This window comes from Alteromonas sp. KUL49 (assembly GCF_006538345.1).
Taxonomy (GTDB): domain Bacteria; phylum Pseudomonadota; class Gammaproteobacteria; order Enterobacterales; family Alteromonadaceae; genus Alteromonas.
This window is the reverse complement of record NZ_BJKL01000002.1, coordinates 217287-236800: the sequence shown is the minus strand read 5'-3', so window position 1 is coordinate 236800 and position 19514 is coordinate 217287. Positions and strand designations below refer to the sequence as shown.

The window sequence follows — 19514 nt, the reverse complement described above, 5'->3', positions numbered from 1 at the left end:
GGCTTGTCTGACCAACTTCTGCTCAAACCTCACCACCGGTCATCTGAAAAAGAAGACAAGTTTGTTCACAGTAGAGTTGTATTTTGGGTATAAATTCTATTCAGAGTGGCTATGGGCATCTCAAGGGTGGGAGTTTGTATAAGGCTCATGTTCTCGACAATAACCTAATGTTTTCTGCGTTAGTAGTTCAATAGGAGCGGGCTAATTCACCTCAATTGCTCTAGGCGAACTTCCGATCCTTGTCTGACTGAACCCGCCAAAGATATAAGTACTGCTCAAATGCACGTATTGCAGACGTTGGAGCATAGGTTTAGATTCTTTCAAAAATATAGTTATGATGTGTCTACTGAACTAGTGTCTACTGAACTAGTTGCGATTCAGTGCGACTGTATATCATACATCAAGTTCGCCACTCGTTGCGCTATGTTAACTGGAAACATTCCTTACCGATTCTCAAATGGAACATGACATTTATAAGCAAGTGAAAGGATAATAACCTTCTACAACGGACTAATAGTGATTACGCTCAAGGGATAAATCAGTGAAAGAAATTATTAAGGGCAGCTTCCAAGTTGGCAGCAATGATAATGTATCAGGAATACTCAATACAGAAGATGGGTCAAATGAATTCAATTGCTGGTCATCTGAGTTGTTCAATGTGGAAAGTCACTCAGACATATATGGAAAAACGTCTGAAGGAAAGTATATTTCACTTATAAATTGTTTAGGGAATACTGGTCGAAACATGTATGGCCAGAAAATATCCTTTAATGCAAAAATATACTCACATTTAATGATAGTTGGAACTAGCAAAATACTTCCTTCCGAAGATTTATTCAAATCAATCTCTTTGACTATAGATAACCCAGAGCGCATGATCCCTAGGCGCAGTGGGTTCGATTACATCAACTTCCCCAACGATGAATTGCTATCAGCTTTAAAAAGACAAGAATACCATGAAGAATTAGAACCAAATGATGGAGCTGTAATAGCTTACTTTGATGGGAATTTTAAAATCTTCAATCAGGAGACAAAAATTGGAAGAGTTAGTGCAAGCAACTGCTTAAGCACTGGCGGAGGCTATAGCATCAACGGTGTGAGCATTAAAAATAAAGTGGTAGTGAATATCAATTTTGAAGAGCCTTTATTATTAGAGGAAGCTTTCGGAAGAGCGTACAAACTTTCATTGTTCTTGCGATTCGTTAGTGGTTCTGGGCTTCACTTTGGAGAGGTTAGTTTAAAAAAAGACTGCGAAGATAAACACCAAGAATTATTGGTATTACATAGTAATTACAACTGGGGCGAAAATAAGAAAGACAGATTCACTTCAGACCCTTTGGTTGATGTAAATAGCGAAGAGTTCTTGTGCATCCTTAAAAGTTGGTTTGATAAAGAAGATAGAGATACTGTTAGATACAGTTTCTATGGCTCATATTTCCAAGAAGGCTATTCACCTAGCAGGCTTATTGCTGTAGCAAACCTCTTTGATATATTCCCTAAGACCATAGGTGAAGAAAAGAACAAGCTACCTGAAGGTTCCCCCGAGTTACTTGAGGAACTTGAATCAAGAATTAAATCAGACTTCGAGGATTTTGAAACAATTAGGCAATCCTTACTGCATTCGATATCTAATATTTCTCGGAAGTCCCTAAAAGATAGGATTTTCGAGCGAATAAGTATATTAGAAGAGCATCCGACAACAAGACCTTTGGGCGCGGATGACTTAAGATATATTGTGCGTAAAGCCATCTTAGTTAGAAATCTCTTTGTTCACGGTTCACGGAACGATAGGCTATTTAAAAAGGTAGACCCTTTTGAATTTCAGTGTTTATTTATCGACACACTTGAGTACATTTACGGCTGGAGTGAATTAATTGAAAATGGATGGTCAGGTGAAAATGTTAAAATTTGGAATGAAGGGCACAAAATGCACTTTTTAGAAAAAACAATCATTGATGGTCTTCGTATACTGAAAGATAGACTAGAAAAGCAAATCTGACAGTCTCTTGTGGACATTAAAGGACGACATAGCGGTTGGCTTCCCAACAGCCAAAGGCCGCGAGTGCTGCCCATCGTTAGCTTCAATTGAACTCGTACTCATTGTCACCTAGAGTGAAAAAAGTTTTTATCCCTCTATTCATAAGTTCGAAGCCAAGGTGAGTCGGCTTTTGAGAGCCTAAAGGCATATATGAGACAAATACATCGACATTTTGGTAAAAACAAAGCTTGACCAAAAAAACTCCAAAATGATCAGGCTTAGTAAATTGGTAATAAAAGACTTCTTGATTGTCCCCATATTTCGGTTCGTCAGCCAGCTCAACTCGTACCTTTTCTTTAATTAAAGCCTTGAATGTCTTCGGGTTTTTCTCATTTGTATAAAGAAACCCTAGATAGGGCTTTAGCACGCCGTTGAATTTCTTTTTGAAATGGTGATGGTAAATTCCATATGCGATGTGGCTGAAACAGTTAATTAATCTTTCATAGTCGGGAGTACCCCAAAGAATTTCGATAAATTTGTTTTCACTTTCTATTCTCGTAAGCTCCGTTCGTAAAAACACTTTTTCCAATAACTTGTATGATGTCCTTTTTAATGCTCTTTGGATCTTCCCTCTGTAATGCTGATAGCCGATCGAGTTATTGCCGATTATTCCGGCGATGCTAACCATCAAGAATTCGTCGTCATGTGACTTTTTTCCATTGTGCTCATCGCATGAAGGAACAGTGATTAAGTTAACCCTTAAGTTTTTCTTGGCGTCCTTAAATTCCGGGAATAAGCACTTTGGGGGAACATGCTCAGCAGATGTGGATGATTTTTCACACATGTAGCATTGATCTTTTTGCATGCCGCCAATCCCTACGAAATGAAACCAAGATAAAAGCGCGGCGGAAAACCATTCCGATAGCTCGCGCTTCTTAGAACTAAACCACATTGAATTATATAGCTACCAACTCCGCGATTTTTTCAGCAATCTCAGCCATTGAATCTTCCAATGTGTCTAAACCGGACCTCGACGCAAGCAAAGGGCTTACATTACGAAGCGCCTCATATGTCGTATTGTGCACGATAGGAACGAGTCGGTTTCCCGCAAGCAAAGCAGAAAGCTCTTTATCAGCAACACTTTCTTTGGGTAAACGCTCAAGCATTGCAGGAGTCACCAGAACAAGCCCTACTTTGGAATTTGCTAAGCCCTTGTCAATGGCTCGCATCATTGGCACACCAAGACCAAGGTCTTTTTCACTAAACCAAACTTTTACACCAGCAGCCTCAAGCAAATCATGTAACTCCTTCGCTGATTCTTTACGATCAGCCCACGCATGGCATAAAAATGCATCTCGAATATCAGGCTGTACAGCTGCTTTATCTTCAACTGCCTGCCTTACTGGCGTTAATGATTGAATCTGAGACGAAGTATAGGACACTGAAGAGTTGGGTTTAGACCAGCGAGGTTTTGAACTTCTGGAGCTACTACCTCTAGAATAACTACTAGCGCTGGAATATGATGAGTATGAAGAACTATAGCCACCGTACCCGCGACTTTTATAACGACACGCTGGACAATTTGCTGCGGCAGCGGCCGAACTATGTCCTCTCACTGGTGCAGTACATCTCGCCATGACGTTGTCTCCTTAATTTATTAGTTCGTATATTTTACTATTTGGCATGCTCGTTTTCTAAATTCAGATAGAGAAAATATAATTTGATACATTATCGGAAAATGAGCACGTGTTATAAATCGGAACCTGCGCTTCAAATGTACGTGCTTTGATTTAACAAATACCTAATCTACAGCACGTTGTAAATAAAACCATATACACTTCACTTTTACCACAGAAAATCAATAGAGCTAAAGCCGACAGACTATATTTGGCACAAAGCAGAAATTTTATATCAAATCTGAACGTCCACTCCTTGTCTATTTGAGACTAAAGACTTGCCTTTTGGGGCTTAAGTTAAATCCTGGCTAGACTTCACACTATGACTATATTAGCTTTATTGTCTATGACACCTTCTTTATGGCAAAACCACCACATTCAGCTGTCATACTAACCTCAAAGGAGTGGGTAATATGAAATGGATTCTAACTATCGTTGTGTCATTAGCTACTGTATTGGCTATAGTGGCTGCCAGTCTAGATGTTAAGCTAGTAACTATGCATACTGCATTAAGGGCATGCGACGACGCAGGGAGAGTCTTTTTAGGTGCTACTTCAGGTGGCCACAACAAAAGCATCATATACCATCCTCACTCCCTCTCTGACGCTCTCAATTCCTCCATCACAGGCGCACCAGATACGGAAAGCGTGATTAAAGCCACTAAAAACGCTTATGAAAAAGGGGAAACAGGCGGGCGTCTTCACACAAAAATGGCATTTGAAACCGGTTCAGGAAACAGAGTAGTAATGTGTTACTTCGAATATTACGTATTCGGCTCAACTAACTTTCTTGGATTTCAAGTAGATACTATTATGGTTCCTGAAACCAGACTTACCCTTCAAGCAGCTAGAGAAAAACATGTACTTGAATTTATAGGTGAGAGAGAAGTTACTTTCATTGATCGTTTGATCGCTTTGATTAGCCCGGAGTTTTGGGAATATTTCTTTGATAGCAAATAGATCCGAACTTCTGCTCCTTGTCTATATCTGACCATCAGAAATTTGGTACTAACTGATAACCATTGCTCGGGGTGAGCGAAAACTTAGTTAACGTATATAATGAAAAGCGCCAAAGAGGTGTGTAATACAAGTTTGCAACAGACTTTGCAGTAAAGCTGTTTTAGCTCTGTAAAGGGTTATTTATTGACCAGGTTCAAGAAAAATGTCAAGTACAGGTATTAGCGGTGAAGATTTCGTTTTATGGGCGCTACCGGTAACGGTAGCTGTTTTAGTCATAGGCGTTATCGTTCTTAATCATTTTGCCCCTCAAATAGAAGCTTGGGGAAGAAAGCACATTAAGAAGAATTAGAGTGACTATAGATTGTTTGTGCATGCACAAACCTTCTCTCTTTTCTTCATCTTCGCTTTTAGCTTACCTAAAGCAAAGGAAGCTCTTTCCTGCTTGTTTTTTCTACGCTTACCCTCCTGCTCTGCAGCTTCAGCTCTACAGTTTGCATCTTTCAGCTGAGTCATAAGAGCGATGTTTTGCCTCGTGAGTTTCACATCCTTGTCGTGTATTTCTTTTGCTTTGGCCTCAAATTTAGATATAAAGTCTCGCTTAAACCAATTCAGTTTGCTCTCGTAAGCGCTAGTAAGTGAGCGTTCTTTCTCTTCGTACTCGCTCCTTAGCCTGTTAATTTTAGCGACTAAAACGCTATACTCGATCAGTGAAACAACACAAATGGTGACTAAGACTGCAACGGTTATCAGTGGCCAGCAGTATTTTATGATAGACCAACCTCTAGCAGCTAATACCCATTGTCCGTTTCGATTTTCCAACAGCGCATAGCTGGGTAGCGTGAAATAGAGCCAAACTGCAATGAGTATTGATATTAAGAGAATGATTCCAATAGAGATAGTTTTCATCTTAAATAAACCTCTGTAATACTAGGGCGGAAGTGACCAAGCTCTTGACTAACAATCTCAAGTGCTGCGTTGTAGCTTTTTCCCATTGCTCTGAGCGTATCCATGCGTTTTTGTGCATAGCTATGACGAAGACCATGTGCACCATTCGACCAGCTCAATGTTGCTTTCGAGGCTTGACTGAATGATTTACTGAACGATTGGCCTCCTGTTACCGCATAGTGACTTTTGTAATGCACATTGCGGTCAACAATATGTTTTGGGATGGTTAAACGTAATGATTCGAGCTTTTTAGCTAGCTCATATGGAATGCGCACTTCGCGTATCAAACCGCCTTTTCCTACTACGGTGTAGGCTTCTCCTGGTAACCCTGTGAATTTATCGGTGCGCGTAGCTCTGCGCTCACTGGGCGATTGTTCATTGAGGAGACGCAAAGTGTATAGCTCGTGCGCGCGAAGGCCTGCCGCATGAGCAATACGGGTGGCTAAGGCGTTATGATAGCGTTGGCGCTTGGTTATCTCGTTAACTTGTAATTCAGTGTAGGCACGAGATTGAAGAAGTTGTTTATATTCTGATTTTACGACTGGAAGTTTGTCGTCTTTACTCAATACACCAGTAACGTGGGTAAACATCATTTGAATCGCTTGTCTGTCCATGTCTAGTTGCTTTTGCCCGACCTCCTCACTTCTTATTGTCAAATAGCGCATAGCTTGGTCGATTGTCATAGACATCAGGCCGTTGAAGTTTCCGTCGCTCTTCATGAATTTAGCAACGCCACTGAGGCACTGTTCATAGTTGCGTACGGTACCCACAGACTCAATAACGGTACCTTGCAGTCGTTTCATTACTTTGGCGGCTTGTGCTTTAGGTTTAGCGAATATAGCCATGTTTTTTCAGCCATCGAGACACAGTGGAAAGACTGACCTTTACTTTGTTTCGTGAGAGCCAAAATTGTATTTCGGTGCCAGTGGCACCATGTAAAAACAACTGTTCAATTTCCGGTTGAAATTTATCCAGTATAGATTTTCTGTAGCGTTTTCGTTTACGTAATTGACGAATAAACGCCAACTCTGAATTGATATTAGACAACATTACTACCTCACTTTGTAAGAACAAAACCCTGAAATCACAGGGTCGACTCATATGTCCGCTTTCGCCTACATATAGCCTCGCCAAGTTTGAAAACACTGCGCGGTTTTCAGGTTTGACTATCACCGTACCTCTGAAGCGCTACCCGTTAGTAGAGTGGGGTAGATACTCAGCGTTTACACCGCTACGTGGCTTTAGACTTATTGACGTTTTGCATCGTGTCTCTCCTATTTCGATTATCGTTACTGGAATGAAGTAAAACTCAGGTTCAAGCCTGAGCAGCCGTTTGCACTTTATGCCGGACGGTGACCGTACTTGCTGCAAGGCAAGCGCCGAATGGTTTAACGTGGTCGCGAGCGCACGAGTGTCAAAGCCACTACCTTTTTCGAAATTAATTAGAGCACAGAAAAGTACGTGAAATTTTCAGGTAAAAAAAAGAGTTTGATGGAGCTATAGATTTTCAATACACGGCACTAAACGAGTTTGCGAGAGAAAATTGCGCGTAAGCCACTAAAGCCATAGATGCCGCTGTGTTCGGAGGCGTAGCCAACGTTTACACAGCGGCATCTATCGAAATGACCCGTCATTTCGATGCTTTGCTGGCTAATATTGTTTGTAATGCCTAAAACTCTAGAAAAAGTAGTGGCTTTTAGTGATTTAAAAGGGAAAAGAGTGATTTAACATAAAATTCGATAGCCGAAATCGATGAGGTTTTTGGTTTTAGTGGGGCTTTTCAGGCGAAATGCTTCTTTTAATAAGTTTGTGCATGCACAAACTTATAGTTTGGGGCTTACAAAAACCTTGTTTTAGCCTCAGTATCTTATATGGTTAAAGTTGTTGAGAGAATTTCGTAAATAGCGACACTAAAGGTTAATGGTTAGAGAATTCAAAGAAGCTATTTGAACCGAATGCTCGGGCTTCAAAACCATCCAGTTATAGATCAAATCTTACTACATGAAATATATTTGAATAGCTAAGTCTCATTTTAAACACAGAGGAGGCAAACTCATCATGGAAAAAGGCACTAATGATAGTCATTACAATGGAGCTGACCTTAGCAGCATGTTTAAGGCGATTTTGCGCGGTCTAACCTATTTGATAATGGGTTTTATAAGGATCCTGATAGCAACGTTAACGTCTGAATCAAAAGAAGAGGATGAACCTATTTATATTTCGGGCCGCGGTGATCCCGCTTTTGACCAATTTAGTGGGAAAGTATATAAAACCTTCGATGGGGAGTATAAACAGAATATCGATGGTGAATATTATAATACTTTCACTGGTCAGAAGCTCGATTGAACTTGGTAAAATTTTAATCAGTTGGCTCGTAATTTTATACTCTAGAAAATGGGACTAATCGTTCTTCACTATTCATTGCGGTTTGAGATTTTCTCATTTTTATTGTCAATAGTCCTTGAACATATAATTGCAACGAAAAATTGGAAAAATTATTGAAAAAGACGTAAAAAGGGAATAACTTGTAAAAAGTTCAAGAAGAACACTTCAACAGCGAGACAAAGGAACTAAAGTCATCGCGAATAGAGTCCCTAGTTATTCCATTCGAATAACTTAAGAAACGCAGCTATTCTCGATGAGGTTTAATGTCAATCCTACTTAAAATCGTCCATAGATTTTACATCTTCAATAGCTAAATTTTCATTGACCTATGCAGGGCAACTTTTTGTTTTGTAATCTATTCCTATATTTTTTGAATAGAAGTACTAGTTGTTTTCCAGGTCTCGGTTTGAGGACACACCATGATTCCTTTGAACGCCAACAATGTTTTGCGTACTACTGACTTTTTCCTTTCGCAAGAAGAAGTTGCTCGTTTAACTGGCTTTAAACAAAAGAAAAAGCAAGTACAGCAGCTTATAAGGATGAGGATTCCACACGAGCTTGATTCGTGGGAATACCCAATAATATTGAGACGGACTGTTGAAAATAGGTTGGATTGATATGGGAAGACGCAACAAATACAATCTTCCGAAAGGTATGAGTTTTAACGAAAAGTCTAAGACTTATTTTTTGATAACTCGACCAAACGGCAAAAAGAAAGATATTAGTTTAGGCAAGAGCTATGCTGAAGCTATCAAATCTTATTATCAAAGAGTTGACTATGTTATTGAAAAGCAGAGTAACCCAACTACATTTGAGGAGTTAGGACACACTGTACTGCAACGTAAAATACGAATTGGAGAAATTAAAGAATCAACGTTTGAAGATTATTCACGCTGCTTTTGTGAGCTTCTGGAAACGTTTAGAGGTTTTAAGATAGCCGAAATCACTCGCGACGCAATACAACTCTACATGGATAATCAACTTCATAGGGCTACTCGAGCTAACCATGAACTGACTCTGTTAAATATATTTCTTAATTATGCCGAGGATAAATGTTTAATTGATTCAAACCCTGCAAGGAAAGTAAAAAAAATTCCTGTTCCAAGCAAAGGTTTTATCCCAAGTGATACAGTAATACAAAGTTTCAAGAAGGCCTGCCCAGACTGGCTCAAACTATATATCGATTTAAAATTGAAGCTAGGTATAAGGCAAGCCGACATGCTCAGATTAAACGCTAGTATGTTAGACGATGTAGGAATCAGAATTGTACACGGTAAGAATCAATTTGGTATGCGTGTTAGATATGATGATGAGTTAGTGGAAATTTTATTAAAGATAAAAGAACTTAGGTTTGGTAAATCAGCACCATTCAAAAAAATTGGGATTTTTTTGTTACTGTTAATGGTGTTAGGCGCAGCTCTAAGAGCTTTCAAAATGCTTGGTGTACGGCGAAGCACAAAGCAATTCGAATGAAATACTTGCCTAGTGTAACCTTTACCGAACACGACCTTAGGGCAGTTGCGGCAGTGAAAACAGGAACGTTAGAAAAAGCTTTTCAGTTGATGGGCCACTCTTCTATCTCCGTAACTAAGGAATTCTACTACAGAGATGTTCTAGACGTGGACCCAGCCCCATTAGCTCAGGAAGATCAATCTAATATCGTTTATCTTGATAAGTTAGGTATTTTAACTAAATAGGCAAACCCTATAAATTTTGGTATCTTAGTGGTACTAGGGTTTAACCGAATATGTAAGCTTAAAAAACAGGGATGTTTTTTAAAAATAGACAAATATGAAATTATTGTCGGTTTTAATAATGGAATTAAGTTGTTGAAGTAAATGGTTTTTTTGGTTTTCAGATTGGTGAAGTTCGAGTCCCTCCACCCCTGCCACTTTCAGTGGCTTTCTCAAACGCTTCAAATTAAGCATTATAGTCTCTACCAAACATCTGTATAAATCACCCTTAATGCATTAGTGATGAATTATTAGCTAATCGCTGTTTTCGCCTCATCAACAGAAGTAAAATTCCACGAGACACAATGCTCGATCCATTCAATAGTATTAGAGGCCAGGCAGTCGCAATAGGTAGCGTGAATAAAAACGCTAGCGTCGTGACATCTTTGAGCAGAATACTGTGTAACAACGAGAAGGAGAGCGCCCCAACCTCTTGATTACGATACAGCATACGTATTTGAGCAATAGTCCCTTGCAGTAATACGAGAGTAATGACCACCACAATAATGTCAGTGTTGTGAATAATATAGGCGGGTAGGGGTCTAAAACTCATAGCAATAAACCCAGCGATAAAGCAGGCAGTTGATCCATATAATACGCTTCTTACCCGTAACGACGGCCGATCTTGCCATAGGTAATAAAGTACACACAAAGTGAGAAAGAGCGCCCCTGTTCGTGTCCACACTAAGTAGTGATTAAAATCGGCAGACGCTATTCCTACAATAAAGCTCGCGTAAAAGGCAAAAAAACTCGAGCCAAATTGATTCAGTGATAAACCATCTGTACCTAAAAGATTTGATTGTCGACGTCTATAAATTTTGATGAGCTGACGAGTTAAACCATACCAAGTTAGCATGAAAACAACGGAACTAAGTATTCCTAAGCTATGGTAAAACAATGTTAATTGACCTTTTAGTTGTCTAGGTGTGACGGTTCAATATAACCAGTGACTTCACGCCATTCGGTATGTTTATTTTCGTACTTCAGTCCATGATAATAAAAGAAGATCGACCCTCGGTACTGCCAATTATCGACTTACTGTTATAAACTAAGGCAAGTTTTTGCAACTCGCCCTCATTATCTAATGTCTTTATCCGATTATCAAAGTGCTATTCTCCAACACATGGGAATACCTGTGTTCGTCGCAAAGTCGGAAAATCAAACAGATAACGTTCAACAAGTGGTGAGTCAAAAAGAACCTCAGGTTGCTGCCGTTACCAGCACCCCACTGAATAAAGAAGAGAAACAGGCGCGATTATCAGCACTTCGTCAAGTGATGGCCACATCGACAGATGAAACACCTCAGCCAGAAGTGCCAGTTGTGGAATCCGCGCCATCAATCCCTGAATTCTCCCCATTATCTGCGTCAGAACTCAGCATTAGTAAGGCCATTATTGATGACGTTCTCAACGCGACTTTGATTTGTGGAATGACTTTTAATAGCAGCCAAATTGTTGTGGGCGAGGCATTTCAACTTACACCAACCCATTTGGTGTTGCCTTGTATACCCTCTGAGTTAACGGCTGTGCACAAGAAAGCCTTGTGGCAGGTTTTATGCGAAAGAGCGAATTCAACGCAATAAATGAATATTCAGCTTATTAGCCAAAACATTGATGACAATCAGCTTCAGCAAGCACATGGATTACATCAAAGTGCCCATGTGACGCCTTGGTCATTCAATACTTTTTGTGAAAGTACGCACAAAACCTATCGCTGCTGGGTAGTTACACATGCTAATAGTGTACAAGGCTATGCCATTGTTCAGTGCATTGCTGATGAAGCTACGCTAACTGATATTACCGTATCGTCATCGCAAAGGGGCAAGGGGCTTGGTAAAGCGCTAGTGCGACACCTTGTGAGCTATTGTAAAGATAGTGGTGTAGAAAAACTTTGGTTAGAGGTGCGAGCATCAAATTCTGTCGCAAAAGCGCTTTATTTATCTTTAGGTTTCGAACAGGTCTCCATCCGCAAAGATTACTACACCACCGAAAATGGCCGTGAAGATGCGGTGATAATGGGGTTAAGCCTTTACTAGTCGCGGATAAATATTCAATGTAATCCGCTATAACAAGCGGACGTATTCTTGTATAATCCCGCGCAATTTCTAAACTCGTATTAATATTTCGGCACAGCATGATGTTGCGTGGTGCCGCTGTGCAGATTTATCTATGACAAATTCTCAATTGGCCACTGAAATTGCGTCGCGTCGTACCTTCGCAATCATTTCTCACCCGGATGCCGGTAAAACGACCATCACCGAAAAGGTCCTTCTTTTTGGTCGCGCTCTGCAAACCGCTGGTACCGTAAAGGGTAAAAAGTCAGGGCAACACGCTAAGTCCGACTGGATGGAAATGGAAAAAGAACGTGGTATCTCAGTGACTACCTCTGTGATGCAGTTCCCATACAGTAATCATTTGGTCAATCTTTTAGATACCCCAGGACACGAAGACTTCTCCGAAGATACTTATCGTACCCTTACCGCGGTTGACTCTTGTTTAATGGTGATCGACGCTGCGAAAGGTGTTGAGGACAGAACCCGTAAACTTATGGAAGTTACCCGCCTTCGCGACACGCCCATCATCACCTTTATGAATAAGCTGGACCGCGATATTCGTGACCCCATGGAATTGCTTGATGAAGTAGAAACCGAGCTAGATATTTTATGTGCGCCCATTACTTGGCCTATTGGCTGCGGTAAAAGCTTCAAAGGTGTGTACCATCTGCATCGTGAAGAAACCATTTTGTATCAAACCGGTCAGGGACATACGATTCAGGATGTACGTATCATCAAAGGACTGGATAACCCCGAGCTAGATGAAGCCGTTGGTTCAGACCTCGCGGAAACGCTGCGTGAAGAGCTGGAGCTTGTCACTGGTGCATCGAATGAGTTTGACCAAGAGTTGTTTTTAGACGGCCAACTCACACCGGTATTTTTTGGTACTGCATTGGGTAACTTTGGTGTAGACCATATGTTGGACGGCCTGGTTGAATGGGCGCCTAAGCCTCAAGGTCGCGAGACCGACGCAGGTACGGTAGATGCAACAGACGAAAAGTTCAGTGGCTTTGTATTTAAGATTCAAGCCAATATGGATCCCAAACATCGTGACCGTATTGCCTTTTGCCGCATTGTGTCCGGTAAGTATGAAAAAGGCATGAAAATGCGCCATACGCGGATTGGCAAAGACGTGCGTATTTCTGACGCGTTAACTTTCTTGGCGGGCGATCGCGCGCTGTTAGAAGAAGCTTACGCAGGGGATATTATTGGGTTGCATAATCACGGCACCATCCGAATCGGCGATACCTTCACTGCGGGTGACTCTTATCGCTTCACTGGTATTCCAAACTTTGCACCAGAGCTGTTTAAGCGTATTCGCTTGAAAGATCCACTTAAGCAAAAGCAGTTGCTCAAAGGACTTATTCAGCTGTCAGAAGAGGGTGCAGTACAGGTTTTCCGTCCATTGGCTAACAATGATTTGATTGTCGGAGCTGTCGGTGTACTTCAGTTTGACGTGGTGGTTGCTCGATTAAAAGCAGAATACAACGTTGATGCCATGTACGAGCATGTTAACGTTGCCACTGCACGCTGGGTTTATGGAAGTGACGAGAAAAAACTCGACGAATTCCGCCGAAAAGCAGAGCAAAACTTAGCGCTAGATGGTGGTGACAACCTTACCTACATAGCGCCGACCATGGTGAACTTGCAACTGTCGCAAGAACGTTACCCAGATATCGATTTCAAAAATACTCGCGAAAATTAAGACTAAGACAAACTATGAATATACACGCTCTATTGGTAAACCGTTTCAGTGAAGCTCTTGTAAAACTGGGTGTAGAGAACGCCCCCGTTCCTGTTGCGCGAAGTGCGCGACCAGAGTTTGGTGAATACCAATTTAATGGTGCTATGGCATTGGCGAAGCAATTGCGTAAAAAGCCACGAGATATTGCAGAAGATATCGTAGCCGCAGTGAGTCTTGATGATATTGCGACTAAGTTAGAGGTTGCTGGCCCAGGTTTTATAAATATTCACATCAGCGATGCTTGGTTGAGCACGGCTTGTGAAGCCTCATTAGCCGATGCGCGCATTGGTGTAAGTTCAGCGCCAGAACAAACCATCGTAGTTGACTATTCGTCGCCAAACCTAGCCAAAGAAATGCACGTCGGTCATTTACGTACCACTATCATCGGTGATGCTGTGGTTAAAGTATTGGAGTTCCTGGGTCACAAGGTTATTCGTCAAAACCACATGGGAGATTGGGGAACACAGTTCGGTATGCTGCTAGCGCACCTTTCCGACAAGCTCGCTCAAGAAGAAGTGGCTGAAACGGCATTGTCTGATTTAGAAGATTTTTATCGTGAAGCCAAAGTTCGCTTTGACGAAGAAGAGGGCTTTGCCGACAGAGCACGTGATTATGTTGTTAAACTTCAAGGCGGCGACGAACAATGTCTTGCCTTGTGGAAGCAATTTATTGATGTATCTATTGCCCATTCCGAAGAAGTATACGACAAGCTTAACGTTAGCTTAAAGCGTGAAGATATTATGGGAGAGTCAGCATATAACCCTGATCTACCAAAGGTTATCGAAGATCTTCAGTCACAAAACTTAGCCGTTGAAGACCAAGGCACACAGGTTGTTTTCATTCCTGAACTTGCCGATAAAGAGGGCAACCCTGGTGTTTACATTGTGCAAAAATCTGGTGGTGGCTACCTATATTCAACTACCGACCTTGCGGCAATGCGATATCGCAGCGGTACCTTGCGTGCAGACAGAACCCTTATACTGACCGATGCAAGACAAGCTTATCATTTCAAGCAAACCGAAATCGTTGGCCGTAAAGCGGGCTTTATGACCGAAGCACAAACTTACGAGCATTGCCCGTTTGGTATGATGCTGGGCAGTGACGGAAAGCCATTTAAAACCCGTACTGGTGGTACTGTTAAGTTGGTTGAATTACTTGATGAAGCGGTAGAACGTGCCGGTAAATTAATTGCCGAACGCGACAACGACTTAAGTGAGCAAGAACTTGCCGATGTTGCCCGTATTGTGGGCATTGGCGCGGTAAAATATGCCGACCTAAGTAAAAACCGCACTACTGACTACATGTTCAATTGGGATACCATGTTGAGCTTTGAAGGCAACACAGCTCCTTATTTACAGTACGCGTATACTCGTATTCAAAGTATTTTCAGAAAATCAGGCATAAATGCAGATACCCTGAATGTTGTGATTGCTATTGAAGATGCAAAAGAGCATGCATTGGCAGTACAACTGCTTCAATTTGAAGAAGTCATTGGCGTAGTGTCAAGAGAAGCCACTCCTCACGTGTTGTGTACCTACTTGTACGAGCTCGCAAGCGCATTTATGAGCTTCTATGAGGCTTGCCCAATCTTAAAAGATGATGTGAGCGAACCTGTTCGCGATAGCCGTCTTTCGCTGGCACTACTTACTGCAAATACCTTGAGACAAGGGCTAGGGTTGCTTGGTATTGAAACTCTAGAGAAGATGTAACCTAGGCTCTATCACATGAGTGAGGTAAGCGGATCGCCGTTTACCTCACTTAATATGCAAAGTACATGAATGAACGGTGCTGTTGCTCAATTATTCTTTGAAGTAGAAAAAGTTAAGCTTGTTACCGTCTAAATCGCGAAAGTAACCAGCATAAAAGTTATCACTCCTAAAACCCGGTTTTCCCTCATCAGTAGCACCCAAAGCCATTGCTTTCTCATATAGTGTGTCGACCTTTTCAGCAGAATCTACCTGCATTGCTACCATTACACCATTACCAATCGTAGCGGCGTTCCCGTCAAAGGGTTTTGTTATTGAAATTGCGGGCTGATCTGGGCTAGCTGCCCATGCAATGAAAGTATCATCTTCCATAAAGCGGCCAGCACCAAGTTCAGCTAACAGTGCATCATAAAATTCTGCACCTTTTGCTAAATCGTTTGTACCTAATGTGACATAACCAATCATGAATCCATCCTCGCTGCTTGTTAATTTAGCACTCCTTCTTGTTGAGGAGTGTTTCTAACTATAGTTTTATGCTGTATATGTGTACAGTATTTTATCGAAAAACTACTTTTCCTTTTCCATGTAGCTCGACAGCTGATCAACGTGTTCTTTGGTTTCTTCAATGAGCGTGCTGATTTCGCCAGCAGAATCTGTAGTGCGCAAGGCAAGGTTTCGCACTTCTTCAGCTACTACAGCAAAACCTCGCCCAGCTTCACCAGCACGTGCAGATTCAATGGCTGCGTTCAAGGCAAGCAGGTTGGTTTGGTCAGAAATACCATTGATGGTTTGAATGATGCCACTTATTCTGTCCAACACCTGTGACATAGCACCGTGAGTTTTTGATATTACGGCATTGCGTTCAGATGCATCAGAACCATATACGAGGACTTTGTCTAAATCACCCTCCGTATTCATTACAGGCGATACACTAACGTCAAGTCGACCAGCATCACGCCCTTCATTGATAGACACACTTAACGTCGTTCTAACCCCTTTTCCACTTTTGAGCGCTTGCCACTGGTCATTTGACAAGTAGTCATTGAGAGATTTTAAACAATGCTGTGCATCATTAATATTTGAGACTCTAAGCGCATTCATTGCCATTGGGTTGAGGGTATTCAGAGCGCCGGAATGGGAGAATTCCATCACGATATTACTTTCGCTGATAGCTGCCAAGCGAACATCATTTTCAAGGGCTTTTCGCTTAGTTTGGTCAATGTTGGCTTGTATTGATATAAACTTCGTAAGTTGTCCTGCCTCGTCAAACACAGGGTTAATGGCTAAGCTAATCCAGTAAGGAGTTCCTTGCTTATCATAATTGAGGATCTCGTCGTAAAACGCTCTTCGCTGCTTTAAATTTTCACTAATTCGAGCAACAGTAGCCGGATCGGTATTTGGCCCCTGAAGCACAGCGCCTGGCGTTTTTCCTTTAATATCGCCTAGTGAATAACCTGTTAAACGGTTAAATCCAGGGTTTACGTACTCCACCAATCCATTGGCGTCGGTAATAATGACTGAGTTGTCTGTTTCGTTGGCTACCAAGGATAAAGTAGAAAACGCTTCTTGTTGCAACTTTGCTTCAGTAATGTCTTTGACAAAAGCGGTGTACAGAATTTTGTTTCCTAACTCAACTTTTGAGAGTGACAAATTTGCCCAGAGCTGTCTGCCATCAAAAGTGTTCAGTTGGATATCACGAGAGGTTCCGACAATTTTGTCATTGCCAGTACGTCTGTTGGTATTTACATAATTATCATGGTTTGGCTGAATACTTTTCGGTACCAGCATTTTTACATTTTTGCCGAGTACTTCCTGTCGCGAAATAGCCCACAATTTTTCTGCCGCTTTATTGAAAAATACGACAAGGTTGTTTTCATCAATGGTCACCACAGCATCAATACATTGTTCTAGGGTTTGGTCGATGCGTTCCGCGTTTTCTTTCTCTGCGGATATGTCTTTGACAAAAGCTGTGTAACTAATTTTGCCTCCTACAACGACTTTCGAAAGAGACAGGTTGCACCAAATTTTGTTACCAGTTTTAGTTTCTAACTCCACATCGCGGGACGTTCCCACAATTTTGTCTTGGCCTGTTCTTCTGTTGGCATTCACGTAGTTGTCGTGATTGCTTTGAATTGCTATTGGTACAAGCATTTTTACATTGCGACCAATAACCTCGTGAGCTTTATATCCCCATAACCGTTCGGCTGCAGGATTAAAAAACGTAACATTATTGTTTTCGTCAATACTTACCACGGCGTCAATGCACTGCTCGAGTACACTGTTTTGATTTTCTTGTGCTGGTTTAAACCACGATGAAAACATAAGCGTCCTTTTCACTTGTCGATTAAGTTTACACTCGCTACAACTGCTCGCGGGGTGATGCCTTGATTTTTTATATGGTTGGCGTCAACTTATAAGGGTAGACCTTCGTATAAGATTCACTGTTAATAATTAGTCTAAAGGTAAGTTATGACCAAAATTCTCGCGTTTTCAGGAAGCACTCGTCGTGGTTCATTCAATCAAGCTATGGTCGAGGCGGCGGCCAAAGGGGCCGAGGAGGCTGGCGCACAAGTCACTGTTATTAATTTGGCAGATTATCCAATGCCGATTTTTAGTGAGGATCTTGAAGCTGAATTGGGTATGCCAGAGCACGCATTGGCATTTAAAAAGTTGCTACTAGAGCACGATGGTTTTCTTATTGCGTCGCCCGAGTACAACTCCAGCTATCCAGCGGTATTGAAAAACGCTATCGATTGGGCGTCTCGAATGGCGGAAGGAGAAAAGCCGCTTCAGGCGTACAAAGGTAAAGCGGTGGGTATTATGGCGTCATCGCCGGGAGCCCTGGGAGGTTTGCGCGTACTCAGTGTACTTCGCATGTTGTTGGGTAACATAGGTATGGTAGTGGCGCCTAATCAAAAAGCGATTGGCAAAGCTCATGCACTTGTTGATGAGAATGGTGTGGTTGTTGACGAAAAAACACTGACTCAGTTGAAAGCACTAGGCGCTGAAACAGCAGAATTGACTAAAAAGCTCACCGCATAAATTCAGTGACTTTACGACATGGGCTACCCACAATGGAGTGAGCGAACTTCGTGGGTAGCCTTTCCATTCTTTCACGTTAAATAAGTGTCTTAAATTACGCCTTCACCCTATCTAAATTCGGCTAAATTCGTTAATATCCGCGGTCTTATTTGATTCATCATGATAGCGGACTATGTTTGAAGTAAATCCCGTAATCAACGCTATAAAAGATATTCGCGAGCGCTCCGATGCGCTTAGGGGGTATCTTTGACTTTGATACAAAGTCAGAGCGTTTAGAAGAAGTTAATCGTGAACTAGAAAGCCCTGAGGTTTGGAATGAACCTGAGCGAGCCCAAGCCTTGGGAAAAGAAAAAGTTTCTCTAGAACAAGTGGTTGAAACTATTCACAAGCTTGACCAAGGCACGGAAGACGTTGAAGGACTCTTAGAGCTCGCTGTTGAAGCCGAAGACGAAGAAACCTTCAACGAGGCCGAGGCTGAACTTGATGGCTTGATAAAGCAACTCGAGGCCCTCGAATTTCGTCGTATGTTTTCTGGCCCCAATGATAATTGTGTGGCCTACATCGATATCCAGTCAGGCTCAGGTGGTACTGAAGCACAAGACTGGGCAAATATGCTGTTAAGGATGTATTTGCGTTGGGGTGAAGCTCATGGCTTTAAGACTGAGCTTATCGAAGTTTCAGACGGTGACGTTGCAGGTATCAAAAGTGCAACGATTCGTATGGATGGCGAGTATGCCTTTGGTTGGCTACGCACTGAAACGGGCGTTCACCGCCTGGTGAGAAAGTCTCCCTTTGATTCGGGCAATCGTCGTCATACATCATTTTCGTCGGCGTTTGTTTATCCGGAAATTGATGACGACATTGATATCGATATCAATCCAGCTGATTTACGTATTGATACCTACCGTGCGTCGGGCGCGGGTGGTCAGCACGTTAACAGAACTGACTCTGCCGTACGTATTACTCACGAACCTACGGGAATTGTAGTGCAGTGTCAGAACGACCGCTCTCAGCACAAGAATAAAGATCAGGCGATGAAGCAGTTGAAAGCTAAACTCTATGAGTTTGAGCTACAAAAACAAAACGCCGAAAAACAAGCGATGGAAGACAGTAAGTCAGATATTGGATGGGGAAGCCAAATACGATCTTACGTATTGGATGACTCTCGTATCAAAGATTTACGTACAGGCGTGGAAACACGCAATACACAAGCCGTACTAGACGGTGACCTAGACAAATTTATCGAAGCTAGCCTTAAATCAGGGCTATAAACCGAACAAGTAAAGTGAAGGT

The 19514-nt window shown here is 41.8% G+C and carries 20 protein-coding genes; 13 read left to right on the top strand and 7 right to left on the bottom strand.

Annotation, left to right across the window (positions count from 1 at the left end):
• The first annotated feature begins 541 nt into the window (after positions 1-541).
• Positions 542-1999: a hypothetical protein gene (locus EYS00_RS04260; RefSeq protein ID WP_130635323.1), complete on the top strand. Its 1458-nt coding sequence runs from the start codon at positions 542-544 to the stop codon at positions 1997-1999.
• A gap of 82 nt (positions 2000-2081) precedes the next feature.
• Here the strand turns inward: EYS00_RS04260 and EYS00_RS04255 are convergent, their stop codons facing one another.
• Both EYS00_RS04255 and EYS00_RS04250 read right to left on the bottom strand, forming a co-directional pair.
• Positions 2082-2843, bottom strand: coding sequence for a hypothetical protein (locus EYS00_RS04255; RefSeq protein ID WP_130635322.1), 762 nt, complete (start codon positions 2841-2843; stop codon positions 2082-2084).
• 91 nt (positions 2844-2934) lie between these two features.
• A complete protein-coding gene (locus tag EYS00_RS04250; protein ID WP_130635321.1) occupies positions 2935-3615 on the bottom strand; it encodes a toll/interleukin-1 receptor domain-containing protein in 681 nt (226 codons plus the stop codon).
• Between the two features lie 452 nt (positions 3616-4067).
• Between EYS00_RS04250 and EYS00_RS04245 the strand changes: the two genes are divergently transcribed.
• On the top strand, positions 4068-4613 hold the full coding sequence (locus EYS00_RS04245; RefSeq protein ID WP_130635320.1) for a hypothetical protein: 546 nt from the start codon (positions 4068-4070) through the stop codon (positions 4611-4613).
• 202 nt (positions 4614-4815) lie between these two features.
• Positions 4816-4962: a hypothetical protein gene (locus tag EYS00_RS20495; protein WP_165399300.1), complete on the top strand. Its 147-nt coding sequence runs from the start codon at positions 4816-4818 to the stop codon at positions 4960-4962.
• A gap of 5 nt (positions 4963-4967) precedes the next feature.
• Here EYS00_RS20495 and EYS00_RS04240 read toward each other — a convergent pair whose 3' ends face one another.
• Together EYS00_RS04240 and EYS00_RS04235 are read right to left on the bottom strand one after the other, a co-directional pair.
• A complete protein-coding gene (locus EYS00_RS04240; protein WP_130635319.1) occupies positions 4968-5519 on the bottom strand; it encodes a hypothetical protein in 552 nt (183 codons plus the stop codon).
• The gene (locus tag EYS00_RS04235) at positions 5516-6403 is read right to left on the bottom strand and encodes a site-specific integrase (RefSeq protein WP_130635318.1); all 888 of its coding nucleotides are present in this window, start codon (positions 6401-6403) and stop codon (positions 5516-5518) included. Before EYS00_RS04235 ends, EYS00_RS04240 begins: the two co-directional genes overlap by 4 nt.
• Positions 6404-7616: 1213 nt before the next feature.
• On the opposite strand from EYS00_RS04235, the gene EYS00_RS04230 reads away from it, so the two are divergent.
• The 4 genes from EYS00_RS04230 (at position 7617) to EYS00_RS04215 (ending at position 9640) form a co-directional block, all read left to right on the top strand.
• Positions 7617-7904 (top strand): hypothetical protein, encoded by a 288-nt coding sequence (locus tag EYS00_RS04230; protein WP_130635317.1) that lies wholly within the window; start codon positions 7617-7619, stop codon positions 7902-7904.
• Between the two features lie 458 nt (positions 7905-8362).
• Complete coding sequence (locus tag EYS00_RS21245) at positions 8363-8560, top strand: DUF4224 domain-containing protein (protein ID WP_130635316.1); 198 nt, start codon at positions 8363-8365, stop codon at positions 8558-8560.
• Between the two features lies 1 nt (position 8561).
• Positions 8562-9416, top strand: coding sequence for a hypothetical protein (locus EYS00_RS04220; RefSeq protein ID WP_130635315.1), 855 nt, complete (start codon positions 8562-8564; stop codon positions 9414-9416).
• The gene (locus tag EYS00_RS04215) at positions 9413-9640 is read left to right on the top strand and encodes a hypothetical protein (RefSeq protein ID WP_130635314.1); all 228 of its coding nucleotides are present in this window, start codon (positions 9413-9415) and stop codon (positions 9638-9640) included. The genes EYS00_RS04220 and EYS00_RS04215 overlap by 4 nt, the downstream gene beginning before the upstream one ends.
• Before the next feature lie 265 nt (positions 9641-9905).
• On the opposite strand, the gene EYS00_RS04210 is transcribed toward EYS00_RS04215, so the two are convergent.
• Entirely contained in the window at positions 9906-10532 is a 627-nt protein-coding gene (locus tag EYS00_RS04210; RefSeq protein ID WP_242618643.1) for a hypothetical protein, read from the bottom strand.
• A gap of 228 nt (positions 10533-10760) precedes the next feature.
• On the opposite strand from EYS00_RS04210, the gene EYS00_RS04205 reads away from it, so the two are divergent.
• The 4 genes from EYS00_RS04205 to argS all read left to right on the top strand — a co-directional run bounded on the left by EYS00_RS04205 (position 10761) and on the right by argS (position 15182).
• The gene (locus EYS00_RS04205; protein ID WP_130635312.1) at positions 10761-11258 is read left to right on the top strand and encodes a hypothetical protein; all 498 of its coding nucleotides are present in this window, start codon (positions 10761-10763) and stop codon (positions 11256-11258) included.
• A complete protein-coding gene (gene rimI / locus EYS00_RS04200; RefSeq protein ID WP_130635311.1) occupies positions 11259-11711 on the top strand; it encodes a ribosomal protein S18-alanine N-acetyltransferase in 453 nt (150 codons plus the stop codon).
• A gap of 133 nt (positions 11712-11844) precedes the next feature.
• Positions 11845-13434 carry a peptide chain release factor 3 gene (prfC, locus tag EYS00_RS04195; RefSeq protein ID WP_130635310.1) on the top strand — a complete coding sequence of 530 codons (1590 nt, stop codon included), beginning with the start codon at positions 11845-11847 and terminating at the stop codon, positions 13432-13434.
• Positions 13435-13448: 14 nt separating this feature from the next.
• Positions 13449-15182 (top strand): arginine--tRNA ligase, encoded by a 1734-nt coding sequence (gene argS / locus EYS00_RS04190; RefSeq protein WP_130635309.1) that lies wholly within the window; start codon positions 13449-13451, stop codon positions 15180-15182.
• A 90-nt stretch (positions 15183-15272) separates the two neighbouring features.
• Here the strand turns inward: argS and EYS00_RS04185 are convergent, their stop codons facing one another.
• Both EYS00_RS04185 and EYS00_RS21155 read right to left on the bottom strand, forming a co-directional pair.
• Complete coding sequence (locus EYS00_RS04185) at positions 15273-15644, bottom strand: VOC family protein (protein ID WP_130635308.1); 372 nt, start codon at positions 15642-15644, stop codon at positions 15273-15275.
• Between the two features lie 102 nt (positions 15645-15746).
• Positions 15747-17501: a PAS domain S-box protein gene (locus EYS00_RS21155; protein WP_130635307.1), complete on the bottom strand. Its 1755-nt coding sequence runs from the start codon at positions 17499-17501 to the stop codon at positions 15747-15749.
• Between the two features lie 147 nt (positions 17502-17648).
• Here EYS00_RS21155 and EYS00_RS04175 point away from each other — a divergent pair, with 147 nt between their 5' ends.
• Positions 17649-18221 carry an NADPH-dependent FMN reductase gene (locus tag EYS00_RS04175; RefSeq protein ID WP_130635306.1) on the top strand — a complete coding sequence of 191 codons (573 nt, stop codon included), beginning with the start codon at positions 17649-17651 and terminating at the stop codon, positions 18219-18221.
• 172 nt (positions 18222-18393) lie between these two features.
• Positions 18394-19492 (top strand): peptide chain release factor 2 gene (gene prfB / locus EYS00_RS04170; RefSeq protein ID WP_130635305.1). Its coding sequence is split into 2 segments (ribosomal slippage): positions 18394-18468 and positions 18470-19492, totalling 1098 coding nucleotides; the frame shifts between segments, so codons are not numbered across the junction.
• The last annotated feature ends 22 nt before the right edge of the window (positions 19493-19514 follow it).

Coding starts and splice junctions, on each gene's coding strand:
- EYS00_RS04255 (WP_130635322.1), bottom strand. CDS start 2,843: ATGCAAAAAGATCAATGCTACATGTGTGAAAAATCATCCACATCTGCT.
- EYS00_RS04250 (WP_130635321.1), bottom strand. CDS start 3,615: ATGGCGAGATGTACTGCACCAGTGAGAGGACATAGTTCGGCCGCTGCC.
- EYS00_RS04245 (WP_130635320.1), top strand. CDS start 4,068: ATGAAATGGATTCTAACTATCGTTGTGTCATTAGCTACTGTATTGGCT.
- EYS00_RS20495 (WP_165399300.1), top strand. CDS start 4,816: ATGTCAAGTACAGGTATTAGCGGTGAAGATTTCGTTTTATGGGCGCTA.
- EYS00_RS04240 (WP_130635319.1), bottom strand. CDS start 5,519: ATGAAAACTATCTCTATTGGAATCATTCTCTTAATATCAATACTCATT.
- EYS00_RS04235 (WP_130635318.1), bottom strand. CDS start 6,403: ATGGCTATATTCGCTAAACCTAAAGCACAAGCCGCCAAAGTAATGAAA.
- EYS00_RS04230 (WP_130635317.1), top strand. CDS start 7,617: ATGGAAAAAGGCACTAATGATAGTCATTACAATGGAGCTGACCTTAGC.
- EYS00_RS21245 (WP_130635316.1), top strand. CDS start 8,363: ATGATTCCTTTGAACGCCAACAATGTTTTGCGTACTACTGACTTTTTC.
- EYS00_RS04220 (WP_130635315.1), top strand. CDS start 8,562: ATGGGAAGACGCAACAAATACAATCTTCCGAAAGGTATGAGTTTTAAC.
- EYS00_RS04215 (WP_130635314.1), top strand. CDS start 9,413: ATGAAATACTTGCCTAGTGTAACCTTTACCGAACACGACCTTAGGGCA.
- EYS00_RS04210 (WP_242618643.1), bottom strand. CDS start 10,532: ATGCTAACTTGGTATGGTTTAACTCGTCAGCTCATCAAAATTTATAGA.
- EYS00_RS04205 (WP_130635312.1), top strand. CDS start 10,761: ATGTCTTTATCCGATTATCAAAGTGCTATTCTCCAACACATGGGAATA.
- rimI (WP_130635311.1), top strand. CDS start 11,259: ATGAATATTCAGCTTATTAGCCAAAACATTGATGACAATCAGCTTCAG.
- prfC (WP_130635310.1), top strand. CDS start 11,845: ATGACAAATTCTCAATTGGCCACTGAAATTGCGTCGCGTCGTACCTTC.
- argS (WP_130635309.1), top strand. CDS start 13,449: ATGAATATACACGCTCTATTGGTAAACCGTTTCAGTGAAGCTCTTGTA.
- EYS00_RS04185 (WP_130635308.1), bottom strand. CDS start 15,644: ATGATTGGTTATGTCACATTAGGTACAAACGATTTAGCAAAAGGTGCA.
- EYS00_RS21155 (WP_130635307.1), bottom strand. CDS start 17,501: ATGTTTTCATCGTGGTTTAAACCAGCACAAGAAAATCAAAACAGTGTA.
- EYS00_RS04175 (WP_130635306.1), top strand. CDS start 17,649: ATGACCAAAATTCTCGCGTTTTCAGGAAGCACTCGTCGTGGTTCATTC.